This window comes from Brevundimonas sp. DW-iso22 (assembly GCF_058725425.1).
This window is the reverse complement of the sequence record NZ_JBZXEB010000007.1, coordinates 108159-125745: the sequence shown is the minus strand read 5'-3', so window position 1 is coordinate 125745 and position 17587 is coordinate 108159. Positions and strand designations below refer to the sequence as shown.

General features: G+C 65.1%; 14 protein-coding genes and 1 tRNA gene. 6 read left to right on the top strand and 9 right to left on the bottom strand.

All coding sequences use genetic code 11. The features are described from left to right. Positions 1 to 82: 82 nt before the first annotated feature. A complete protein-coding gene (locus AC4PRM_RS13010) occupies positions 83 to 1363 on the top strand; it encodes a polyhydroxyalkanoate depolymerase (protein WP_492040190.1) in 1281 nt (426 codons plus the stop codon). Then, positions 1329 to 2057: a M48 family metallopeptidase gene (locus AC4PRM_RS13005; RefSeq protein WP_492040189.1), complete on the top strand. Its 729-nt coding sequence runs from the start codon at positions 1329 to 1331 to the stop codon at positions 2055 to 2057. The genes AC4PRM_RS13010 and AC4PRM_RS13005 overlap by 35 nt, the downstream gene beginning before the upstream one ends. On the opposite strand, the gene AC4PRM_RS13000 is transcribed toward AC4PRM_RS13005, so the two are convergent. Both AC4PRM_RS13000 and AC4PRM_RS12995 read right to left on the bottom strand, forming a co-directional pair. Then, positions 2054 to 4174: a transglycosylase domain-containing protein gene (locus AC4PRM_RS13000; protein WP_492040188.1), complete on the bottom strand. Its 2121-nt coding sequence runs from the start codon at positions 4172 to 4174 to the stop codon at positions 2054 to 2056. The two genes, AC4PRM_RS13005 and AC4PRM_RS13000, sit on opposite strands and share 4 nt — an antisense overlap. A 119-nt stretch (positions 4175 to 4293) precedes the next feature. Then, a complete protein-coding gene (locus AC4PRM_RS12995) occupies positions 4294 to 5232 on the bottom strand; it encodes an alpha/beta fold hydrolase (protein WP_492040187.1) in 939 nt (312 codons plus the stop codon). Positions 5233 to 5351: 119 nt separating this feature from the next. Between AC4PRM_RS12995 and AC4PRM_RS12990 the strand changes: the two genes are divergently transcribed. Next, entirely contained in the window at positions 5352 to 6467 is a 1116-nt protein-coding gene (locus AC4PRM_RS12990) for a Rieske 2Fe-2S domain-containing protein (RefSeq protein WP_492040186.1), read from the top strand. 121 nt (positions 6468 to 6588) lie between these two features. On the opposite strand, the gene AC4PRM_RS12985 is transcribed toward AC4PRM_RS12990, so the two are convergent. Together AC4PRM_RS12985 and AC4PRM_RS12980 are read right to left on the bottom strand one after the other, a co-directional pair. Further along, a complete protein-coding gene (locus tag AC4PRM_RS12985) occupies positions 6589 to 7233 on the bottom strand; it encodes a TetR/AcrR family transcriptional regulator (protein ID WP_373256341.1) in 645 nt (214 codons plus the stop codon). Between the two features lie 235 nt (positions 7234 to 7468). Next, complete coding sequence (locus AC4PRM_RS12980) at positions 7469 to 9304, bottom strand: cation:proton antiporter domain-containing protein (protein WP_487921507.1); 1836 nt, start codon at positions 9302 to 9304, stop codon at positions 7469 to 7471. Between the two features lie 177 nt (positions 9305 to 9481). On the opposite strand from AC4PRM_RS12980, the gene AC4PRM_RS12975 reads away from it, so the two are divergent. Then, a complete protein-coding gene (locus AC4PRM_RS12975) occupies positions 9482 to 11620 on the top strand; it encodes a M13 family metallopeptidase (protein WP_492040185.1) in 2139 nt (712 codons plus the stop codon). 286 nt (positions 11621 to 11906) lie between these two features. Here AC4PRM_RS12975 and hisS read toward each other — a convergent pair whose 3' ends face one another. From hisS to AC4PRM_RS12950, 5 genes are all read right to left on the bottom strand, one after another. Next, positions 11907 to 13409 (bottom strand): histidine--tRNA ligase, encoded by a 1503-nt coding sequence (gene hisS, locus AC4PRM_RS12970; RefSeq protein WP_492040184.1) that lies wholly within the window; start codon positions 13407 to 13409, stop codon positions 11907 to 11909. 147 nt (positions 13410 to 13556) lie between these two features. Further along, positions 13557 to 14774, bottom strand: coding sequence for a DUF418 domain-containing protein (locus AC4PRM_RS12965; protein ID WP_492040183.1), 1218 nt, complete (start codon positions 14772 to 14774; stop codon positions 13557 to 13559). A gap of 85 nt (positions 14775 to 14859) precedes the next feature. Continuing rightward, the gene (locus AC4PRM_RS12960) at positions 14860 to 15429 is read right to left on the bottom strand and encodes a phthalate transporter (protein WP_373256336.1); all 570 of its coding nucleotides are present in this window, start codon (positions 15427 to 15429) and stop codon (positions 14860 to 14862) included. 9 nt (positions 15430 to 15438) lie between these two features. Then, a complete protein-coding gene (locus tag AC4PRM_RS12955; RefSeq protein WP_373256335.1) occupies positions 15439 to 16317 on the bottom strand; it encodes a 3-hydroxybutyryl-CoA dehydrogenase in 879 nt (292 codons plus the stop codon). A 130-nt stretch (positions 16318 to 16447) separates the two neighbouring features. Continuing rightward, positions 16448 to 16768 (bottom strand): YggT family protein, encoded by a 321-nt coding sequence (locus tag AC4PRM_RS12950; RefSeq protein ID WP_373256334.1) that lies wholly within the window; start codon positions 16766 to 16768, stop codon positions 16448 to 16450. Positions 16769 to 16922: 154 nt separating this feature from the next. On the opposite strand from AC4PRM_RS12950, the gene AC4PRM_RS12945 reads away from it, so the two are divergent. Next, positions 16923 to 16998 (top strand) — tRNA-Ala (locus tag AC4PRM_RS12945). A 103-nt stretch (positions 16999 to 17101) separates the two neighbouring features. After that, positions 17102 to 17572: a peptidase S1 gene (locus AC4PRM_RS12940; protein WP_492040182.1), complete on the top strand. Its 471-nt coding sequence runs from the start codon at positions 17102 to 17104 to the stop codon at positions 17570 to 17572. Positions 17573 to 17587: the final 15 nt, after the last annotated feature.

Below are 17587 nucleotides of genomic sequence, written 5' to 3'. Positions count from 1 at the left end.
GACGCTAATGATTTTGCAGTGCGGCACACTATATGCTGCTGTGCCGTATCGTGACCGTTCGCGGTCGCCGACCAGGATCGACATGCTGTATTCGCTGCACGAACTCGCCTACGCCTCCGCCTCGCCCTTCCGGATTGGGGCCCAGATGGCCCGGACCTTCTGGTCGTCGCCGCTGAACCCCGCTGCAGACACCGCCATCGGCCGCACCGCCTTCGCCTCGGCCGAACTGTTCGAGAGCGTGACGCGCCGGTATGGCAAGCCGGACTGGCGTCTGGACGTCATTACCGTCGACAATCGCCCGGTGCGTACGACCCAGCAGATCGTCTGGTCCTCGCCCTGGTGCCGGCTGATCCGGTTTGCCCGCAACATCGGCGACCTGAAACGCGCCGGAAAGCCGACGGCGGCCCCGTCGGTGATGATCGTCGCGCCCCTGTCGGGCCACTATGCCACCCTACTGCGCGGGACGGTCGAAGGCTTCCTTCAGGACCACGACGTCTATGTCACCGACTGGTCCAACGCCCGTCAGGTGCCGATGCTGGAAGGGCGGTTCGACTTCTCCGACTACATTGACCACGTGCGCGAGATGCTGGCCGCCATCGGCCCGCGGGCCCACGTCGTCGGTGTTTGCCAGCCCGGGCCCCCGGTCCTGGCGGCCTGCGCCCTCATGGCCGAGGACAACGACCCCAACCGGCCCGCCTCCATGACCTTCATGGGTTCGCCCATTGATGCGCGCCTGTCGCCGACGGTGACCAATGAACTGGCCGAGGAAAAGCCCTTCGCCTGGTTCAAGTCGAACATGATCCACACCGTGCCCTGGCCCTATCCGGGGTTCGGGCGACGCGTCTATCCAGGCTTCGTCCAGCTCTACAGCTTCATGTCGATGAACGAGGACAAGCATATCGACGCCCACCACCGCTACTTCCAGGACCTGGTCTCGGGCGACGGCGACGGGGTGGAGAAGCACGAGGAATTCTACGACGAATACCTCTCGGTGCTGGACCTCTCGGAGGAGTTCTATCTTCAGACCATCGACATCGTCTTCCAGCAGCATCTGCTGCCGCGCGGCCTGCTGGAGCATCGCGGGCGCAAGGTCGATCTGACCAAGATCACGGACATCGCCCTGATGACTGTCGAAGGGGCCAAGGACGATATCTCCGGCGTCGGCCAGACCCAAGCGGCGCATGGTCTGTGCACGCGCCTGACCGACGATCAGCGCGTGCTGTATGTCCATCCCGACGTCGGCCACTATGGCGTATTCAACGGTCGCCGGTTCCGCGACGACATTTATCCGCGCGTCCGCGACTTCATCGCGGCCCATGAGGTGGTCAGTGCAGTACCGGAACGGCCAGCGGCTGCCGCCTGAAGCGCTTGGCGTCGCCGCCCGGCTGTCGGTCAATCCCCGCGCCCGCCGCCTGTCGATCCGCATCGACGGGCGCGCGGGCGAGGCGGTCCTGATCGCGCCCAGCGAGCGCAAGCTGGGCGAGGTCGTGGCCTTTGCCCGCACCAAGACGGACTGGATGTTGGATCGCCTGGCCCAGCGCCGGCCCGGCACGCCGATAGTCTCCGGCGGGGTCCTTCCTCTGTTCGACCGGCCGACCCGGCTGCTCGCCGTGCCCGGTGCCGGGGCCGCCCGACTGACCGAGGACGCCGACGGCCCCGTCATCCTGTCCGGCGGCGAGGGCGAGGCCTTTGCCCGCCGTGTCGAAAACCTGTTCAAACGCATCGCCCGCGACACGCTTCAGGCCCGCACCGATGTGCATCTGAAGACGCTCGGTCTCAAAGCCGGCAAGGGAGCGGTGAAAATCTCCATCGCCGATCCGAAATCGCGCTGGGGCTCCTGCAGTCCGCACAACCGCACCATCCGTTACAGCTGGCGGGTCATCATGGCTCCGCATGCGGTGGTCGACTATCTGGCCGCTCACGAGGTGGCCCATCTCGTCCACGCCGACCACAGCCCAGCCTACTGGTCGGTCGTCCACGACCTGATCGGCGATCATCGTCCTTATCGCCGCTGGCTCAAGGACAATGGCACGGCCCTGCACGCCGTGGGGCGTTAGAAAAACAGCGGCTCGTTGCGACGCTCGGGCTGGCGCTGTTCCAGCTGACGCTCGTCGGGCCGTTGTGGCTGCGGGGCCGTCGGACGGACCACCGCAGGCTCGCGATCGCGCGGTCCGTACGGATCGCTCCGTGCCGGAGGTGCCGAGGGCTCGTCGTACAGGCCCTCATCAACCAGTGCCGGAGGATTGTCGCCGTAAGGATCGCCGATCTCTTCCAGCATCTGCCCGATCGGGGTCGGCGGCTGCCAGCCTTCGGGCATGGCCGGGCCGTCGGGAATGGCCGGAGCGTTCAGACGGGGTAGAGCCGCCTCCATGAAGCCGCGCCAGATAGCGGCGGGGGACGAGCCGCCGGTGATGCCGCGCATCGCCGTATTGTCATCCTTGCCGACCCAGACGGCGGTGACGAAGCCGCCGGTATAGCCGACGAACCAGGCGTCCTTGTAGTCCGAGGTCGTGCCCGTCTTGCCCGCGATATCGCGCCCCGCGATTCCCGCCGACCGGCCCGAGCCGGATGTGACGACGCCGCGCAGCATCTGGTTCTGGTAATAGAGGAAGGGGTTGGAAATCGCCTGTACTGGTGCCCCCTGGCGCGCGTCGCGCTGATAGATCACCCGGCCCTGCGGCGTGCGGATGCGGCTGATGCCATAGGCGCTGACGCGGCGACCGCCATTGGCGAAGGCGTCATAGGCCTGGGCCATCTCCAGCGGGCTGACCTCAACGGCCCCCAGGGCCATGGCCGGCTCCAGCCCGATCCGGCTGGTGATCCCCAAACGGCGTGCGGTGCGAGCAACATTGTCGCGCCCGATCTGGTCGGCCAGACCGGCAGCGATGGTATTGGTCGACTGGGCCACGGCATTGGCCAGGGTCGTCTCGCCGATGAAGTTGCCGGAATAGTTTCGCGGCGACCAGTTGCCGATGGTGATGGGCTGATCCACGACGCGGCTCTCGGGCGTATAGCCCGCCTCCAGCGCGGCCAGATAGACGAACGGCTTGAAGGCCGATCCCGCCTGGCGCCGTGCCTCGGTGGCGCGGTTGAACTGGCTGTCGGCGTAAGATGCCCCGCCGATCATGGCCCGCACCCGCCCGTCGCCGTCCAGCGCGACTAGGGCGGCCTGTTCCACGCCCTTGCCTTCGTCGCGATCCAGGATGCGCCGCACGGCCCGCTCGGCCGAGGTCTGCAGCGTCAGGTCCAGCGTGGTCTCCACCACCAGGTCCTCGGTCGGTTCGCCGACCAGTTCGCGGATCTGGCGATCCAGCCAGTCGACGAAATACTGGGCGTGCTGGGTCGCCAGGGTGCGCGAGACCCGAACCGGCGTGGCGGCGGCGGCGTCGCGCTGCTCCACCGTGATCACGCCCGCCTCGACCATTTCGTTCAGCACGACCGTGGCCCGCCCGGCCGCCCGCTCGCTCTCGGACACGGGCGAATAGCGCGACGGAGCCTTCAGCAGACCGGCCAGAAGCGCGGCCTCACCGACCGTCAGATCCTTGGCCCCCTTGTCGAAATAGCGCTGCGACGCCGACTCGATGCCATAGGCCCCGGCACCGAAATAGACCCGGTTCAGATAGAGGGCGAGGATCTCCTTCTTGGAGAATTTCATCTCCAGCCAGACGGCCAGCATCAGCTCCTGAACCTTGCGCTTCATGTTCTGGTCGGGCGACAGGAACAGGTTCTTGGCCAGTTGCTGGGTCAGGGTCGAACCGCCCTGGACCACGCGCCCCGCGCGGATGTTGGCGACCATGGCCCGGCTCATGCCGATGGGGTCGAAGCCGGGGTGGCCATAGAAGCGCCGGTCCTCGATCGCCACGAAGGCGGCGGGCACATAGTCGGGCAGGCTATCCAGATCGGCGGGCGGGGCCATCTGGGTGCCGCGCACCGCGATCAGAGCGCCGTTGCGATCCAGATAGGTGATTGAGGGCTGGCGATCGACATTGTACAGGCTGGCCGTGCTGGGCAGGTCGCGCGCAAAGACGGCAAAGAAGACCACCAGGAAAATCAGCGCCCAGACAGCCAGAACCGCGCTCCAGTAGAAGAAGCGCTTCCACCCGGTCCGCTTCGGCTTGCGGCCGTCGGGGGCAGGACTGGACTCATTACCGAAACGCGCGCCTGAACCCGCCATTGCAACCCTCATCAAGCCGATGCCCGGTCATAGCGGGTCGCGCGGCATACGGAAACGGTGCCCCCCGTTTCACACGATCGTGAGCACCGTTTCCGCCGAAAGCATGGCCGTTCGAAGGGCTAGTCTAAAAACGCGTTCACCTCGGCCAGGAAGCGTTCCGGCTGGTCCAGCATGATGAAGTGGGCGCTGTCGTCGATTCGCTTCAGCGTGACGCCGGGCAGATTGGCGAAGGAGGCGGCATAAATGCCGTCGGTGACTTCATCGGTCATGCGGGCGTCGTTGAACTTGACGTACAGCACCTCGGTTGGAGCCGTGATGCGGGACAGTTCGGGACGCAGGTCCGTGGTGATCAGCTCGCGCATCGACGCCGCCGCCACGTTCTGATCGCTGGTCACACTATCCTGGATGGGGCCGGAGCGCGCAGCCTCGGTGTTGATCATGCCGGCAATGGTCTGGGAGGCCTGGGCCTCCCAGGCTTCGGGCGGCGAGCTACGCATGCCGGTGGCGACCATGTCGGCCATGGGCTGGACGCTCTGGGCCGTGGCCTGCGGTCCGCCGAACATGGCACCCATGAAGGGGATCATGTCCACCACCATCAGCTTGCCGACCAGTGCGGGCTGACGCGCCGCCAGCATCATGGCGATGGTACCGCCCATCGAGTGGCCGATGACCACCGGCTTGTCGAGTTGCTGCTGGCGAATGTAGCGAGCCAGATCGGCGGCGACGGGCGTGGCCACCAGGCCTTGAGCATTGTCCTCGGCCGGGGCACCGGCGAAGCCCTGAACATGGATGCGGTGGATGCGGTAGCGATCTTTCAGCGCCTCGGTCAGCCCATCCCAGACTTCCGGCGAGGACGACAGGCCGGGGATCAGGATGATGTCGCCGATCGGTTGTTCCGGCCCGTCGACGCGGACATGGAAACGACCGGATTCGAAGTCGGCATGCTGATGGCCGTGGTCGGCACCGGCGTGACCGGCATGGTCGGCGTGCTGGGCCAGGGCAGGGGTGGCCGCGGTCGCCAGAATGGCGGCGGCGATAAAGGTAAGGGCTCTGTTCATGCGTGTTGTCCTCCCGACGATGACCGCTCAATACCACTTCACTTTATTATGTAAAGTGCTTTTTTTATCGCGCGACGCTGACAGGCGACAAGCGCGTTGAAGCCCAATACGATGGGCCCATGCCCGCCGATACCGCCGATCTCTCCGCCGCCGCCCGACCTTCGCCCGCGCCTACGGCCTTCGGCAAGGGGTTCGTGCTGGACACCTGGTATTTCGTCGCCCTGTCGCGCGAGGTGAGGCCCGGCGACATGAAGCGGCACGAGCTGCTGGGCGAGCCGGTCCTGATCGGTCGGACGAAGGCGGGCCAGGTCTATGGCATGCGCGACATCTGCCCGCACCGCGCCGCCCCCCTATCCGCTGGGCGTCTGGTCGACAAGCCGGGCGAGGGCGAGACGATCGAGTGCTGCTACCACGGCTGGCGCTTCCGCCCCGACGGTGTCTGCGCCGCCATTCCCTCCCTTGTCGAAGATCAGGCCTATGAGCCCGAGCGCATCCGTGTCCGGTCCTATCCGGTCCGCGAGAGCCAAGGCATGATCTTCGTCTGGATGACGTCCGATCCGCGCAGCCCCGCAGAGCCGGATCACGAACCGCCCGTCTTCCCCGGCGTGGTCGGCGGCGAGGCCAGACTGGTCGAGGCGATGGATTTCGACAGCCATATCGACCACGCCGTCGTCGGCCTGATGGACCCCGCCCATGGCCCGTATGTGCATCAGCAATGGTGGTGGCGCTCCGAACATTCGATGCATGAAAAGTCGAAGGCCTTCGAGCCGCGTGACCTCGGTTTTGCCATGGTCCGCCACGCCCCCTCGTCCAACAGCCGGGCCTACAAGATTCTGGGCGGGGCTCCGGCGACCGAGATCACCTTTCGCCTGCCCGGCTATCGCTGGGAGCACATTCAGGTGGGTGAAAAGCAGGTCCTGGCCCTGACCTGCCTGACACCGGTCACGGAGACGAAAACCCGCATCACCCAGATATTCTGGTCCGACCACTGGGTGTTCGGCATCGCCAAGCCGTTCCTGCGCCAGGGTGTGCGGGCCTTCCTGAAACAGGACGGCGGTATGGTGAACCTGCAGAACGAAGGCCTGCGCTACGATCCGGCCCTGATCTGGATCGACGACGCCGACAAACAGGCGAAATGGTATCAGCAGTTGAAGCGCGAATGGATCAAGAGCCGCGCCGAACAGCGACCCTTCGCCAATCCCGTCAAGGCCGCGACTCTGAGGTGGAAGAGCTAACCCTGGCCCGCGATGAGGCGCTGGATGCGAGCTAACTCGCGCTCAAGCAGCGAGCGACCAAGTCGGGAGCGATAGCGCCCAGAAAACGGCCCGCCGGCGAACCGACGGGCCTTCTTTCGAACTATTGCCTGGTCAGCTGACCTGACAGGATCAGGTCCATCTGCTTGCGGACGTGCGGGGTCAGCTCTTCCATGCTCCAGCCGTCGTACGCGGCATGACGGTAGTTGGACATGTAGATTTCCCAGATCATCCGGGTCATCAGCGTCACATCAATGTCCTGGCGCAATTCGCCTTCGCGGATACCGGCCTGGAGAATGCCGGCCACGGCTTCAACAAACGGGCGGGCCATGGCGCGCTGGCGTTCGTTGGCGTCTTCCGGCTGGAACCAGGCCCGGGCAAAGATCGCCTGAACAAGCGGCAGGTGCTCCAGGCCGCGATGATAGCCGACCGACAGGGCGGCCGTCAGGCGGTCGCTGGCGCGGCCGTCCTCTTTCGCCGCAGTCTGAAAAGCTTCCAGTGTGCCTTCAAGATTTTCGGCCAACACGGCCTCGAACAGTTCGGACTTGTCCTGGAAGTTGGCAAAGACCGCGCCTGTCGACATGCCGGCACCCTTGGCGATGTCGCGAATAGTGGCGGCGTCATAGCCGCGCTCCGCGAACAGGGTGCGGGCCGCTTCCAGAACCTTGCCCCGCGTGCGGACCTTGGCGGCCTGACGGCGGTTGAGGCGTGGGGCGTCGATGTCTGCGTTGGTCTGGGGGGAGGTCAAAGCGGAATCTCGCATAAACGGTTACTCGACTGGCGGCATCATGCACACGCCGCGTGAAACAGGATCACCGAAGTGACGGAAGGAATGGAATACGGCCGCATCAGCGCACCGAACGTCTTTCCGGACAGCGCGGCTGTTGACCACCGAACGATGACCAAATTGGGGTGCACAGATTAATGGAACCCGTCTCGGGAAGGTTAAGCTGAGGATAGCCGCGACTTTCAGGCGGCGCGCATCAACGACGGGTTGTCGCGCGCAGCGCGCGGGGTCGCCGTGGTTGTTGTCCGTCTGGCATGGCGGCCTGAAACAGCTTTCGGTAGCGGTCCCGACGCTCGTGGATGGAGGCGAGGACCAGTCCCATGGGCACGCCAAGATCGACAAGCGTGTTCTCGGCCAACTGCAGGCTGGCCTCTGTGGTTTCAGGCACGGCGTCTGTGACGCCCAGCCGATAGAGGCGTTCCGCATGGCGATCATCGCGGGCGCGGGCAATCAGGATCAGGTCGGGCCGCAGGGCGCGCGCAGCGACGACAACCTCGTCCACCTTGCCTGGCGCATCCATGGTGACGATGACCGCGCGCGCTGTGTCGATGCCGCACAGCCTCAACATCTCCTCACGCCCGGCATCGCCATAAAAGACATTGGCACCTTCTGCTCGCCCCTTTGACACCGTCGACGGGTTGGCATCGATAGCCAGAAACGCCTGTCCGTGCTCGGTCAGCATTTCGCCTACCAGCCGCCCGACGCGACCAAATCCGACGATCAGGACCTGATTTTCGGTGTCGACGGGCACCGTTGCCTCGGGCGGCAGTTCGGGGTGCGCGGCTTCTACCCGCCTCGTCAGGCGACTGGCGATCAAGGCCATAAGCGGAATGGTAAAGATGCTGATGGTCGCGGCCAGCAGGGCAGTCTGGGTGAAGGCCGCCGAACCGATGCCCTCCAGCACCCCGGCACCCAAGATGACGAAGGCGAACTCTCCCGCCGGACCCAGGACCAGCGCTGTCTCTATGGCGGTGCGATTGTTCAGTCCCCAGAAGCGGGCTGCACCAAAGATCAGGACAATCTTGACCCCCGTCAGCAGGGCGGCGAGGCCGAACACGCCCCACGGGTTGGCGGCGACGGCATCCAGGTCCAGTCCGATGCCGACCCCGACAAAGAAGACACCCAGCAACAGCCCCTTGAACGGCTCGATCGAGATTTCGACCTCGCGCCTGAACTCTGTTTCCGCCAGCAGCAGCCCGGCAATCAGGGCCCCCAGGCTCATCGACAGACCCGCAGCCTGGGCCGCCAGTCCCGAGCCGACGACGACCAGCAGGCTTGCCGCGACAAACATCTCCTGGCCCTGTCCCTTGGCCTTGGCCTTCGCCACGGAGCGGAACATGGGGCGCAGCACCAGCCGACCCAGCGCGACCAGCAACGCCAGGCCAATGGCGGCGGGAACCAGGGTCAGAAGCGCAGGCCTCAGCACCGCCGGATCGAAGTCGCCGCCCGCCGTGGCAGCACCCTGAGCCAGTGCAGCCAGAACCGTGACCGTGATCAGGATCGGCGCGACGGCCAGATCCTGAGCCAGCAAGATGGAAAAGGTCGCCCGGCCGCTGGTTGTGGTCACGCGCCCGCGCTCCGCCATGACCGGCATGACCACCGCTGTCGATGACAAGGCCAGCCCCATGCCCAGCACGGCTGAAGCAACCAGCGACTGGCCCATCAACATGAAGATGCCGCCCAGTACGACCGTGCAGGCCGCGACCTGGGTCAGGCCCAGACCGAAGACCAGCCGACGCATAGCCTTGAGCCGTTCCCAAGACAGCTCCAGCCCGATCATGAACAGCAGGAAGGCCACGCCCAGTTCCGACAACGAGCGAATCTGGGCGGCGTCCGAAATGGTCAGCCAGCTCAGCCACGGGACGGTGTCGGTCAGACGCGCTAGGCCCTGCGGGCCCAGCAGTACGCCGGCAGCCAGGAAGCCGAGCACCGGGCTGATCTTTAACCGGTTGAACAGGGGCACGACCACGCCTGCGGCCGCCAGAAAGACCACCAGGTCCTTGTATTCTCCGCCGCCGTGCCCGCCCGCCATGATGCTCCCGCCTGTTGCGGCGCACTATCGGTCGATGCGCAGGCTAGGCCAAGCGAAACCCTTGCAGCACAGGCTTTAAATCCATTCATGACAAAAAATTCAGGTCACGGAGGCAAATTCGGGGCGTAGGGTCCGCGCCGACACTGAAGCCCCTGAACAATCACGGTGAAGTCGACGATGAAAACCCTGCTCCTTGGTGCCGCGATCGGTGCCCTGCTCCTTCCTGCCGCCGCCCAGGCCCAGCATTTCAGTGACGACGGTCACAACCACACCTGCATCGACGAGGCCTGCACCGTCTTCGAACTGTTTCAGGCACCTGCCGACGGCGCGACCGTACAGGGCTATCAGGGCACGGAAACACCGAAATACGGCACCTGGGGCTTTGATCTGGCCGGGCGCGATACCTCTGTGAACCCCGGCGACAACTTCTTTCGCTACGCCAATGGTGCCGCGCTGGATCGCCTGCAGATCCCTTCGGATCGCACGTCCTACGGTTCGTTCAATCTGCTGCGCGAACTGTCGGACAACCGGGTCAAGGTCATGATTGACGCCCTGGCGGCCCGCACCGACCTGACTGCGGGATCGGATGAGCAGAAGATTGCCGACGCCTATCGCGCCTATATGGACGAGGCACGGATCGAGGCGCTGGATGCCCAGCCGTTGGCTCCGTATCTGGCCGCCATCCGCGCCGCCGACACCCATGACAAGGCTGCCGTCTACATGGGCCAGACCCAGGGCCGCATCGGCGGGTCGATCTTCGGCACCGGCATCTCGACCGACCAGAAGGCTCCGACCCGTTATGTCGTCTCGACCGGACAGTCGGGCATCGGCCTGCCCAACCGCGACTACTATCTGGAGCAGCGCTGGGCCGACAAGAAGGTGCTTTATCAGGCCTATGTCGCCCGCATGCTGGAGATGATCGGCTGGGAAAACCCGGTCGAAAGCGCTGCCGCCATCGTCGCTTTCGAGACCCGGATTGCCGAAGCGCACTGGACCCCGATCCAGAACCGCAACCGCGACGAGACCTACAACGAATACACCATCGCCCAGCTTGCCCAGGAGGCCCCCGGCTTCCCGTGGCAGGACTATTACACTGCTGTAGGCGTCGGCGAGGTACCGCGCCTGATCGTGCGTCAGGACACGGCCATGCCGTTGATCGCCGCCATCTATGCCGAGACGCCGATGGAAACGATCCAGGCCTGGCAGGCCTTCCACACCACCGACGATGCCGCAGGTCAGCTGTCAAAACGCTTTGCAGACGCCCAGTGGGAGTTCCGCTCGCGCGATCTGCAGGGCCAACCCATGCAGCGCCCCCGCGACAAACGCGGCATCAGCCATGCCGAGGGCATGCTGGGCGAGGCCGTCGGCCGCCAGTATGTGGCCGAATACTTCCCCGCCGAATCCAAGGCCAAGATGGAAGAACTGGTCGCCAACCTGCGCCTGGCCCTGGCTGCCAGGATCGAGACCTACGACTGGATGAGCGCCGAGACCCGCGCGGCGGCAGAAGAAAAGCTGAACAAGTTCACAGTCAAGATCGGCTACCCGAACAAGTGGCGTGACTACTCCGATCTGGAAGTCCGCCCCGACGATCTGTTCGGCAATATCGAGCGGGCCGGCCTGTTCCGGTGGAACTATCAACTGAACCGCCTGAACGATCCCGTCGACAAGGATGAGTGGGGCATGACCCCGCAGACGGTGAACGCCTATTACAACTCCACCAATAACGAGATCGTCTTTCCGGCCGCCATCCTTCAACCGCCCTTCTTCGATCCGGATGCCGACCCGGCGGTCAACTATGGCGGAATCGGCGGCGTGATCGGTCACGAGATCGGCCACGGCTTCGATGACCAGGGCTCCAAGTCCGACGGCGACGGCGTGCTGCGCAACTGGTGGACGCCGCAGGACAAGGCCAATTTCGATGCCCTGACCACGCGCCTCGGCGCCCAGTACGACCAGTTTGAACCCATCCCCGGCTTCAATGTGCAGGGCGGACTGACCATGGGTGAGAACATCGGCGACGCCGCCGGTGTAGCCGTGGGTCTGGCCGCCTATCGCCTGTCGCTGAATGGAGCCGAGGCACCGATCCTGGACGGCACGACCGGTGATCAGCGCTTCTTCTACGGCTGGGCCCAGGTCTGGCAGTCCAAATACCGCGAAGATGCCCTGAAGCAGCAGATCGCCACCGATCCCCACAGTCCGGCCGAGTTCCGCGTCATCGGTCCTGTTCGCAATGTGGACGAGTGGTACACGGCGTTCGACGTCGAGCCGGACGCTGCCTACTACCTACCTTCGGACCAGCGCGTCCGGATCTGGTAGCGACTGGCGGATCAAGTTGATGAGGGCCGGAGTGGAAACGCTCCGGCCTTTTTCATGTCCGGCCCGGGCTAGGCATCAGGCACGAAAAAGCCCGCTGCGGGGGATACGACGCAGCGGGCTTTCTTTCGCTCTCTAAGGAGCGGACGTTTCCTCCCCGAAACGCCTCCAGGAGCTGCTGCGCCGAAACGCTGCGCTTCCGAGTACGACCAAATGACGACAAATCGGCGTTCAAGTCAATGATTGGACAGGCAATACCAGTCTTCAGACGCAGGTTATCGACGATAACTTACGCAGTTCCAAGCGTTGCTGAAACAATACGGCGAACCGTCTCGACCATCAGGCCCCGCTCGACAGACAACTGGCCCGGACGCTCGGCTTTCCAGGCTTCATTGCCCGCGACGGCAGAGGCGGCGGCCCGCCCCGCGTCCAGATCCTTGATGGTCACGGTGCCCGCCGCGATCTCGTCGCCGCCCAGGATGACGGCGGCGGGTGATCCCCGGCGGTCCGCATATTTCATCTGCGCCTTCATGCCCGCCCGACCCAGATACAGTTCGGCGGCGATGCCCGCATTCCTCAGCTCGGCCAGGGCCTCCAGATAGTGCGGCATGTCGGCGTCGGAAAAGACGATCAGCACGACCGGCCCGCGCACCGCAGCATCGTCTGCGCGCCCCGCTGCTCTCAGGGCCGAGGCCAGACGAGACACCCCGAACGAAAACCCCGTCGCCGGCAACCGCTCGCCCGTGAAACGAGCGACCAGATCGTCATAGCGACCGCCGCCACCGATGGAGCCGAAGCGCACGGCGCGGCCCTTGTCGTCGGTGGTCTCCAGCAGCAGTTCGGCCTCGAAGACCGCACCGGTATAGTATTCCAGCCCGCGAACGATGGTCGGGTCGAACCGCACCGCATCCTGGCCCACCTTCATCGCATTCAGCGCCTGATCGATGGCCGCCAACTCGTTCAGCGCCGCCTCGCCGATCGCGCCCAGCCCGCCTGCACTCGCGACCGCATCTAGTGTGCCCGCACGGCTCAGCCCCGCATCTCCGGCTGACGCCAGGAAAGCCTCGATGGTCGTGGCCACACCGAGTGGCAGCTGCGCCCCCTTGGTATAGTCGCCGCTGTCGTCCAGACGCCCTTCGCCCAGCAGGGCCGCGACCCCCTCCCAGCCCAGGCGGTCGAACTTGTCGATGGCCCGCAGCGCCGTCAGCTTCTGGACCGGATCGGTCACCCCGCCCGCCTCGAACAGACCGTCGAACAGCTTGCGGTTCGAAACGCGGATCACGGCCTGATCCGTGTCCAGGCCTGCGGCCCGCAACCCCTCGCCCGCCATGGCGATGATTTCGGCATCGGCCTCGGGCCGGTCCGAGCCGACGGTGTCGGCGTCGCACTGGGTGAACTCGCGGAACCGGCCCGGACCGGGCTTCTCATTGCGCCACACCGATCCGAAGGCATAGCGGCGGAAGGGCTTTGGCAGCGTCTCCCAGTTCTGCGCCGCGAACCGGGCCAGCGGTGCGGTCAGGTCGTAACGCAGCGCCATCCACTGATCATCGTCGTCCTGAAGCGCAAAGACGCCTTCGTTCGGCCGGTCCGCGTCGGGCAGGAATTTGCCCAGGGCGTCGGCATATTCGAACGCGCCCGTATCCAGCGGCTCGAACCCCCAGCGCTCATAGACCTCCGACACCTGGCGCACGATGCGGCGCTCGGCGATCAGGTCGCGCCCGCGTCGGTCGGCAAATCCACGCGGATTGCGGGCCTCGGGGCGGGCGGGGGCAGTCTCGGTCGGGTCGGTCATGCCCGGTCTTTAGAGGGACGAGAGGCGAGGTTCTAGGGGATAGGGACGAGGGACCAGGCAAGAGGGACGAGGTTTTTGCGATATCGTCGCATACCCATACGCGCAGACTGGTGCCTCCACTCATCCCTCATCCCTGATCCCTCATCCCTAAGACCTGCGCAGGGGCAGCCGCCGTCCCTGGGTCAGGCTGCGCCAGACCCATTCGAACGGCCCCATCCGGAACTGCGACAGCCACAGCGGCGACCAGACGATCAGCACGGCCCACACCCCGACCACCCACATCCACAACGTCCCGGGCTCGGCGCGGCCAAAGATCATCGGCCCGCCGGGCATGACCGCCAGCAGCACGAAGATCACGCTGGTCATCAGATAGTTGGTGAAGGCCATCCGCCCCACCGGCGCGAAGATCGCCAGCACAGCCTTGACCGGCGTCTTGGCCAGCAGAACCAGCCCGGCGACATAGCCCACAGTGATGACGACGGCGAAGGCTGAGAACAGGCCGGCCAACCCGCGCGTCGGATCCGCCTCCACCGGCGCGGCCAGATTCTGACCCATCAGGATTCCCAGACCGATCAGATTGGCGGCACCGAGGCCGATCGCCAGAACATAGGTCCAGACCGGTGCCCGACCCGACAGAAAGCCAGACTTGAAGAGCCCGAGCCCGAGCATCATGAGCGACACGGTGATCGGGATCAGGATGGCGCTAGCCATCTGATACTGAATCCAGCTCACCAGATTGTAGAGGAAATAGCCTCCCCCACGGACTTGCTCAATCTTGGCCAGGGTGCCTGCGGGCGACAGACTGTCGCCCATGCTCGTCCGGATCTCGGCGCTCATTTCTGCGGGCATGGCCCCCCAGCCCCAAAGCGTCAGCCCGCTTAGAAGCGACAGGCCCAAAATGACGCCGCCGCCCACCTTGATCAGCCGCCCCGCCGACCAAGAGCGCATCATCATCATGATGAAGCCGCAGTAGGCATAGTGCAGCAGGATATCGCCGGACCAGATCAGCACGCCGTGGGCCAAGCCGAACGCCAGCAGCCACAGCAGGCGGCGCTGCAAATGGGCACCCCGCTCCTCGTTCGACCGCTCGCCCCCGACCAGAAAGATCGACACCCCGAACAGCATGGAGAACAGCGTCCGCCATTTGCCCTCGAAGAAGACTCGCTCGACCCACAGCGCCGTCTCATTGGCCCCATCGACGGCGAACGGCATGGCCTCGCGCATGGATATGATCTCGCCGGGCCAGGCGAAGGCCAGACAGTTGACCGCCAGAATGCCCAGCACGGCCAGTCCGCGCAGCATGTCCAGATTGAAAATGCGCTCCGTCGTCGCCGATGGCGCGGCCGTCATGGTGGCGTCTGTCATGTCCTGCTCCCCCGAGAATGAAGACAAGGACGTTTTACATCAGACAGCGGGATCGAAAACTGAATTCCGCGTAATGTGCCGGGCTCTAGCGCTTGCGGCGATCCATGACGCCCAGGCGGTCGCGCACCTCGGGCTGTGGCCGGAAGGCCAGAAAGGCCACGCAGAAGCCGGCCCACAGGGCATAGCTGACGCCGACCAGCACGGCGATGGGCAGGCCGCCGACGCCATAGATCAGCAACGTCGTCTCGGTCGCACCCGCTGCTCGTCCCGGCGTTCCCGCCTCCAGCGATCCGGTCACCGACATGATCAACGCTGCCGCCGCTGCGACTGCGGCCGCCAGCAGCCCGCCGTACAACAGGAACCGCCAGATGACGGCCAGCCGCGTCGCCGGACGCCCGTCGCGCTGACGCTCGCGCTCCACCAAGCGCATGAAGCCGGGCACGGCGACCAGACCGATCAGCAGGACCAGCAGGCGCCAGTCCATCTCCGGCCCCGGCATCCAGTTGTCGGCGGCGGGTCTCCAGATCGGCAGGGTCAGGATCAAGGGCGGCCAGCAGGCCCCCGCCAGTGCGGCCAGGACGATGCGGTGCGGCTCCTTGCGCCAGGTGACGCGTTCCCGGCCGGGCAGGTTCAGCGGTGTCGCGGCGTCGCTCATCCGCTCGCCCTAGCGGGTCGGCACGGGCGTCTCGCCCGAATAGTCGTAAAAGCCGCGCCCGGACTTGCGTCCCAGCCACCCGGCCTCGACATATTTCACCAGCAACGGGCAGGGCCGGTATTTGCTGTCGGCCAGGCCGTCGTACAGCACGTTCATGATGGCCAGTACCACGTCCAGACCCATGAAGTCCGCCAGTTCCAGTGGCCCCATCGGATGGTTGGCCCCCAGCTTCAACGCCTTGTCGATCGACGAGACATTGCCGACGCCTTCGTACAGCACATAGATCGCCTCGTTGATCATCGGCACCAGGATGCGGTTGACGATGAAGGCGGGGAAGTCCTCGGCATTGGTGGTGGTCTTGCCCAGGCTCTCGGCGAAGGCGACAGCCGTCTCATAGGTGGCGGCCGAGGTGGCGATGCCGCGGATGATCTCCACCAGCTTCATCACGGGGGCCGGCTTCATGAAATGCAGGCCGATGAACCGCTCCGGCCGGTCGGTCGCCGAGGCCAGGCGGGTGATGGAGATGGACGAGGTGTTGGAGGCCAGCAGGGTGTCTGCCCCCAGATGGGGCACCAGTTCGGCCAGCAGGGTCTTCTTGATCGCCTCGTCCTCGACCGCAGCCTCGATGACCAGATCCGCCTTGGCCGCTTCGGCCAAGGAGCCGGCGGGGGCTATGCGCGACTGGGCGGCATCGGCGGCAGTCGCATCGATCAGGCCGCGCTCAACCTGGCGCGCCAGGCTGGCGGCAATGGCGGCCTGGGCCTGGGGCACGCGCTCCGGAGCGGCGTCGTACAGGACGACCGAATAGCCACCGGCTGCGATCGCCTGGGCGATCCCCGAACCCATCTGGCCCGCGCCGATTATGGCGACTGTTCTTATCGTGGTCATGAAGTCCGGCGGTCTGGCAGGCCCCTGGCCCTGTCGGACCGGCACCTTAGGACGGTGACCAGACCGCGCAAGACCGGATATCGCGCCGTAGCACGATCACGACCAGGCGTGGCCTCAAGGCCGCTTTCGATCAATAGGCTCCGACCAGGCTCAGCAGAGCCGCCTGCGACGCGGGCAGCAGGAAAATCTGGATACCGCGGATGATCAAAATGACGATGATGGGAGAGATATCTATGCCACCCAGCGGCGGGATGATCTGGCGAAACGGGGCCAACACCGGCCCGACGATGCGGTCCAGAAAGTCTGCGATCTGGGCCACGAACCGGTTGCGGTGATTGATCACGTCGAACGCGAACAGCCAGCTCAGGATCGCCTGCACGATGATCGCCAGCAGCAAGAGCTGAAGCAGTGCCCCCAGGATGAAGAACACAAATCCGATGATCGCCGCCATGCCGCAAAGGCTCCCTGCAAGATAATCCCCGCTTCTAGCGGCACATGCACCTCCAAGCCAAGGTTTCCGACGCCGCAGATGCGGCTGGCTTTGCGCCCGTTGACACCCCGGCCTAGACCCCCCTATGTCCCGCGCTCGCCTGCATCCCTGAAAAGGGGCCGTAGCTCAGTTGGTAGAGCGCGTCGTTCGCAATGACGAGGTCAGGGGTTCGACTCCCCTCGGCTCCACCAGGCGTTATGCTCCATTACAGCGTTATCCAGACTTGACGGCCAAGCTTGGCGGCGCGATGACGACTTGAGGGTTAATTCATCGGAATTTGAGGGGACGACTACAATGAACAGGATCATCGGTGCAGTCGCCCTTGTGGCGGCGATCGTTGTCGCGCCACAGGTGGTTCTGGCGCAGGACGCCAGTCTGAAGGCGAACTTCGGATCGGTCAGTCTGAACAACGGTTTCACGCCTGATCCGCATCGTGTCTCGATCACGGCGGGCGGGTCCATCGATGCCTATGAGGACACCCCGTTGCCGGAAGCTTGCGTGGGCATGATCAGTGACGCCCCGGACTACGAGGTGAGCTACAGTGCCGGCAGCCTGCCCTTGGTGTTCCGGACGCTGTCGTCGGTCGATACCACCCTGATCATCAATGGCCCAGACGGCTCCTGGTCCTGTGACGACGACAGCTATGGCGACCTGGATGCCGAGGTGCGCTTCAATCGCCCTCAGAGCGGCACCTACGATGTGTGGGTTGGCACCTTTGGCGGTTCGACGGCAGCGGCGACCCTGCTGATCACCGAGACGCCCTGAGCCGATAAAGTCCGC

Bases quoted from the DNA above. Each gene is read 5' to 3' on its own strand.
- AC4PRM_RS13010 (WP_492040190.1), top strand. From the start codon at position 83: ATGCTGTATTCGCTGCACGAACTCGCCTACGCCTCCGCCTCGCCCTTC.
- AC4PRM_RS13000 (WP_492040188.1), bottom strand. From the start codon at position 4,174: ATGGCGGGTTCAGGCGCGCGTTTCGGTAATGAGTCCAGTCCTGCCCCC.
- AC4PRM_RS12995 (WP_492040187.1), bottom strand. From the start codon at position 5,232: ATGAACAGAGCCCTTACCTTTATCGCCGCCGCCATTCTGGCGACCGCG.
- AC4PRM_RS12990 (WP_492040186.1), top strand. From the start codon at position 5,352: ATGCCCGCCGATACCGCCGATCTCTCCGCCGCCGCCCGACCTTCGCCC.
- AC4PRM_RS12980 (WP_487921507.1), bottom strand. From the start codon at position 9,304: ATGGCGGGCGGGCACGGCGGCGGAGAATACAAGGACCTGGTGGTCTTT.
- AC4PRM_RS12975 (WP_492040185.1), top strand. From the start codon at position 9,482: ATGAAAACCCTGCTCCTTGGTGCCGCGATCGGTGCCCTGCTCCTTCCT.
- hisS (WP_492040184.1), bottom strand. From the start codon at position 13,409: ATGACCGACCCGACCGAGACTGCCCCCGCCCGCCCCGAGGCCCGCAAT.
- AC4PRM_RS12965 (WP_492040183.1), bottom strand. From the start codon at position 14,774: ATGACAGACGCCACCATGACGGCCGCGCCATCGGCGACGACGGAGCGC.
- AC4PRM_RS12960 (WP_373256336.1), bottom strand. From the start codon at position 15,429: ATGAGCGACGCCGCGACACCGCTGAACCTGCCCGGCCGGGAACGCGTC.
- AC4PRM_RS12955 (WP_373256335.1), bottom strand. From the start codon at position 16,317: ATGACCACGATAAGAACAGTCGCCATAATCGGCGCGGGCCAGATGGGT.
- AC4PRM_RS12950 (WP_373256334.1), bottom strand. From the start codon at position 16,768: ATGGCGGCGATCATCGGATTTGTGTTCTTCATCCTGGGGGCACTGCTT.
- AC4PRM_RS12940 (WP_492040182.1), top strand. From the start codon at position 17,102: ATGAACAGGATCATCGGTGCAGTCGCCCTTGTGGCGGCGATCGTTGTC.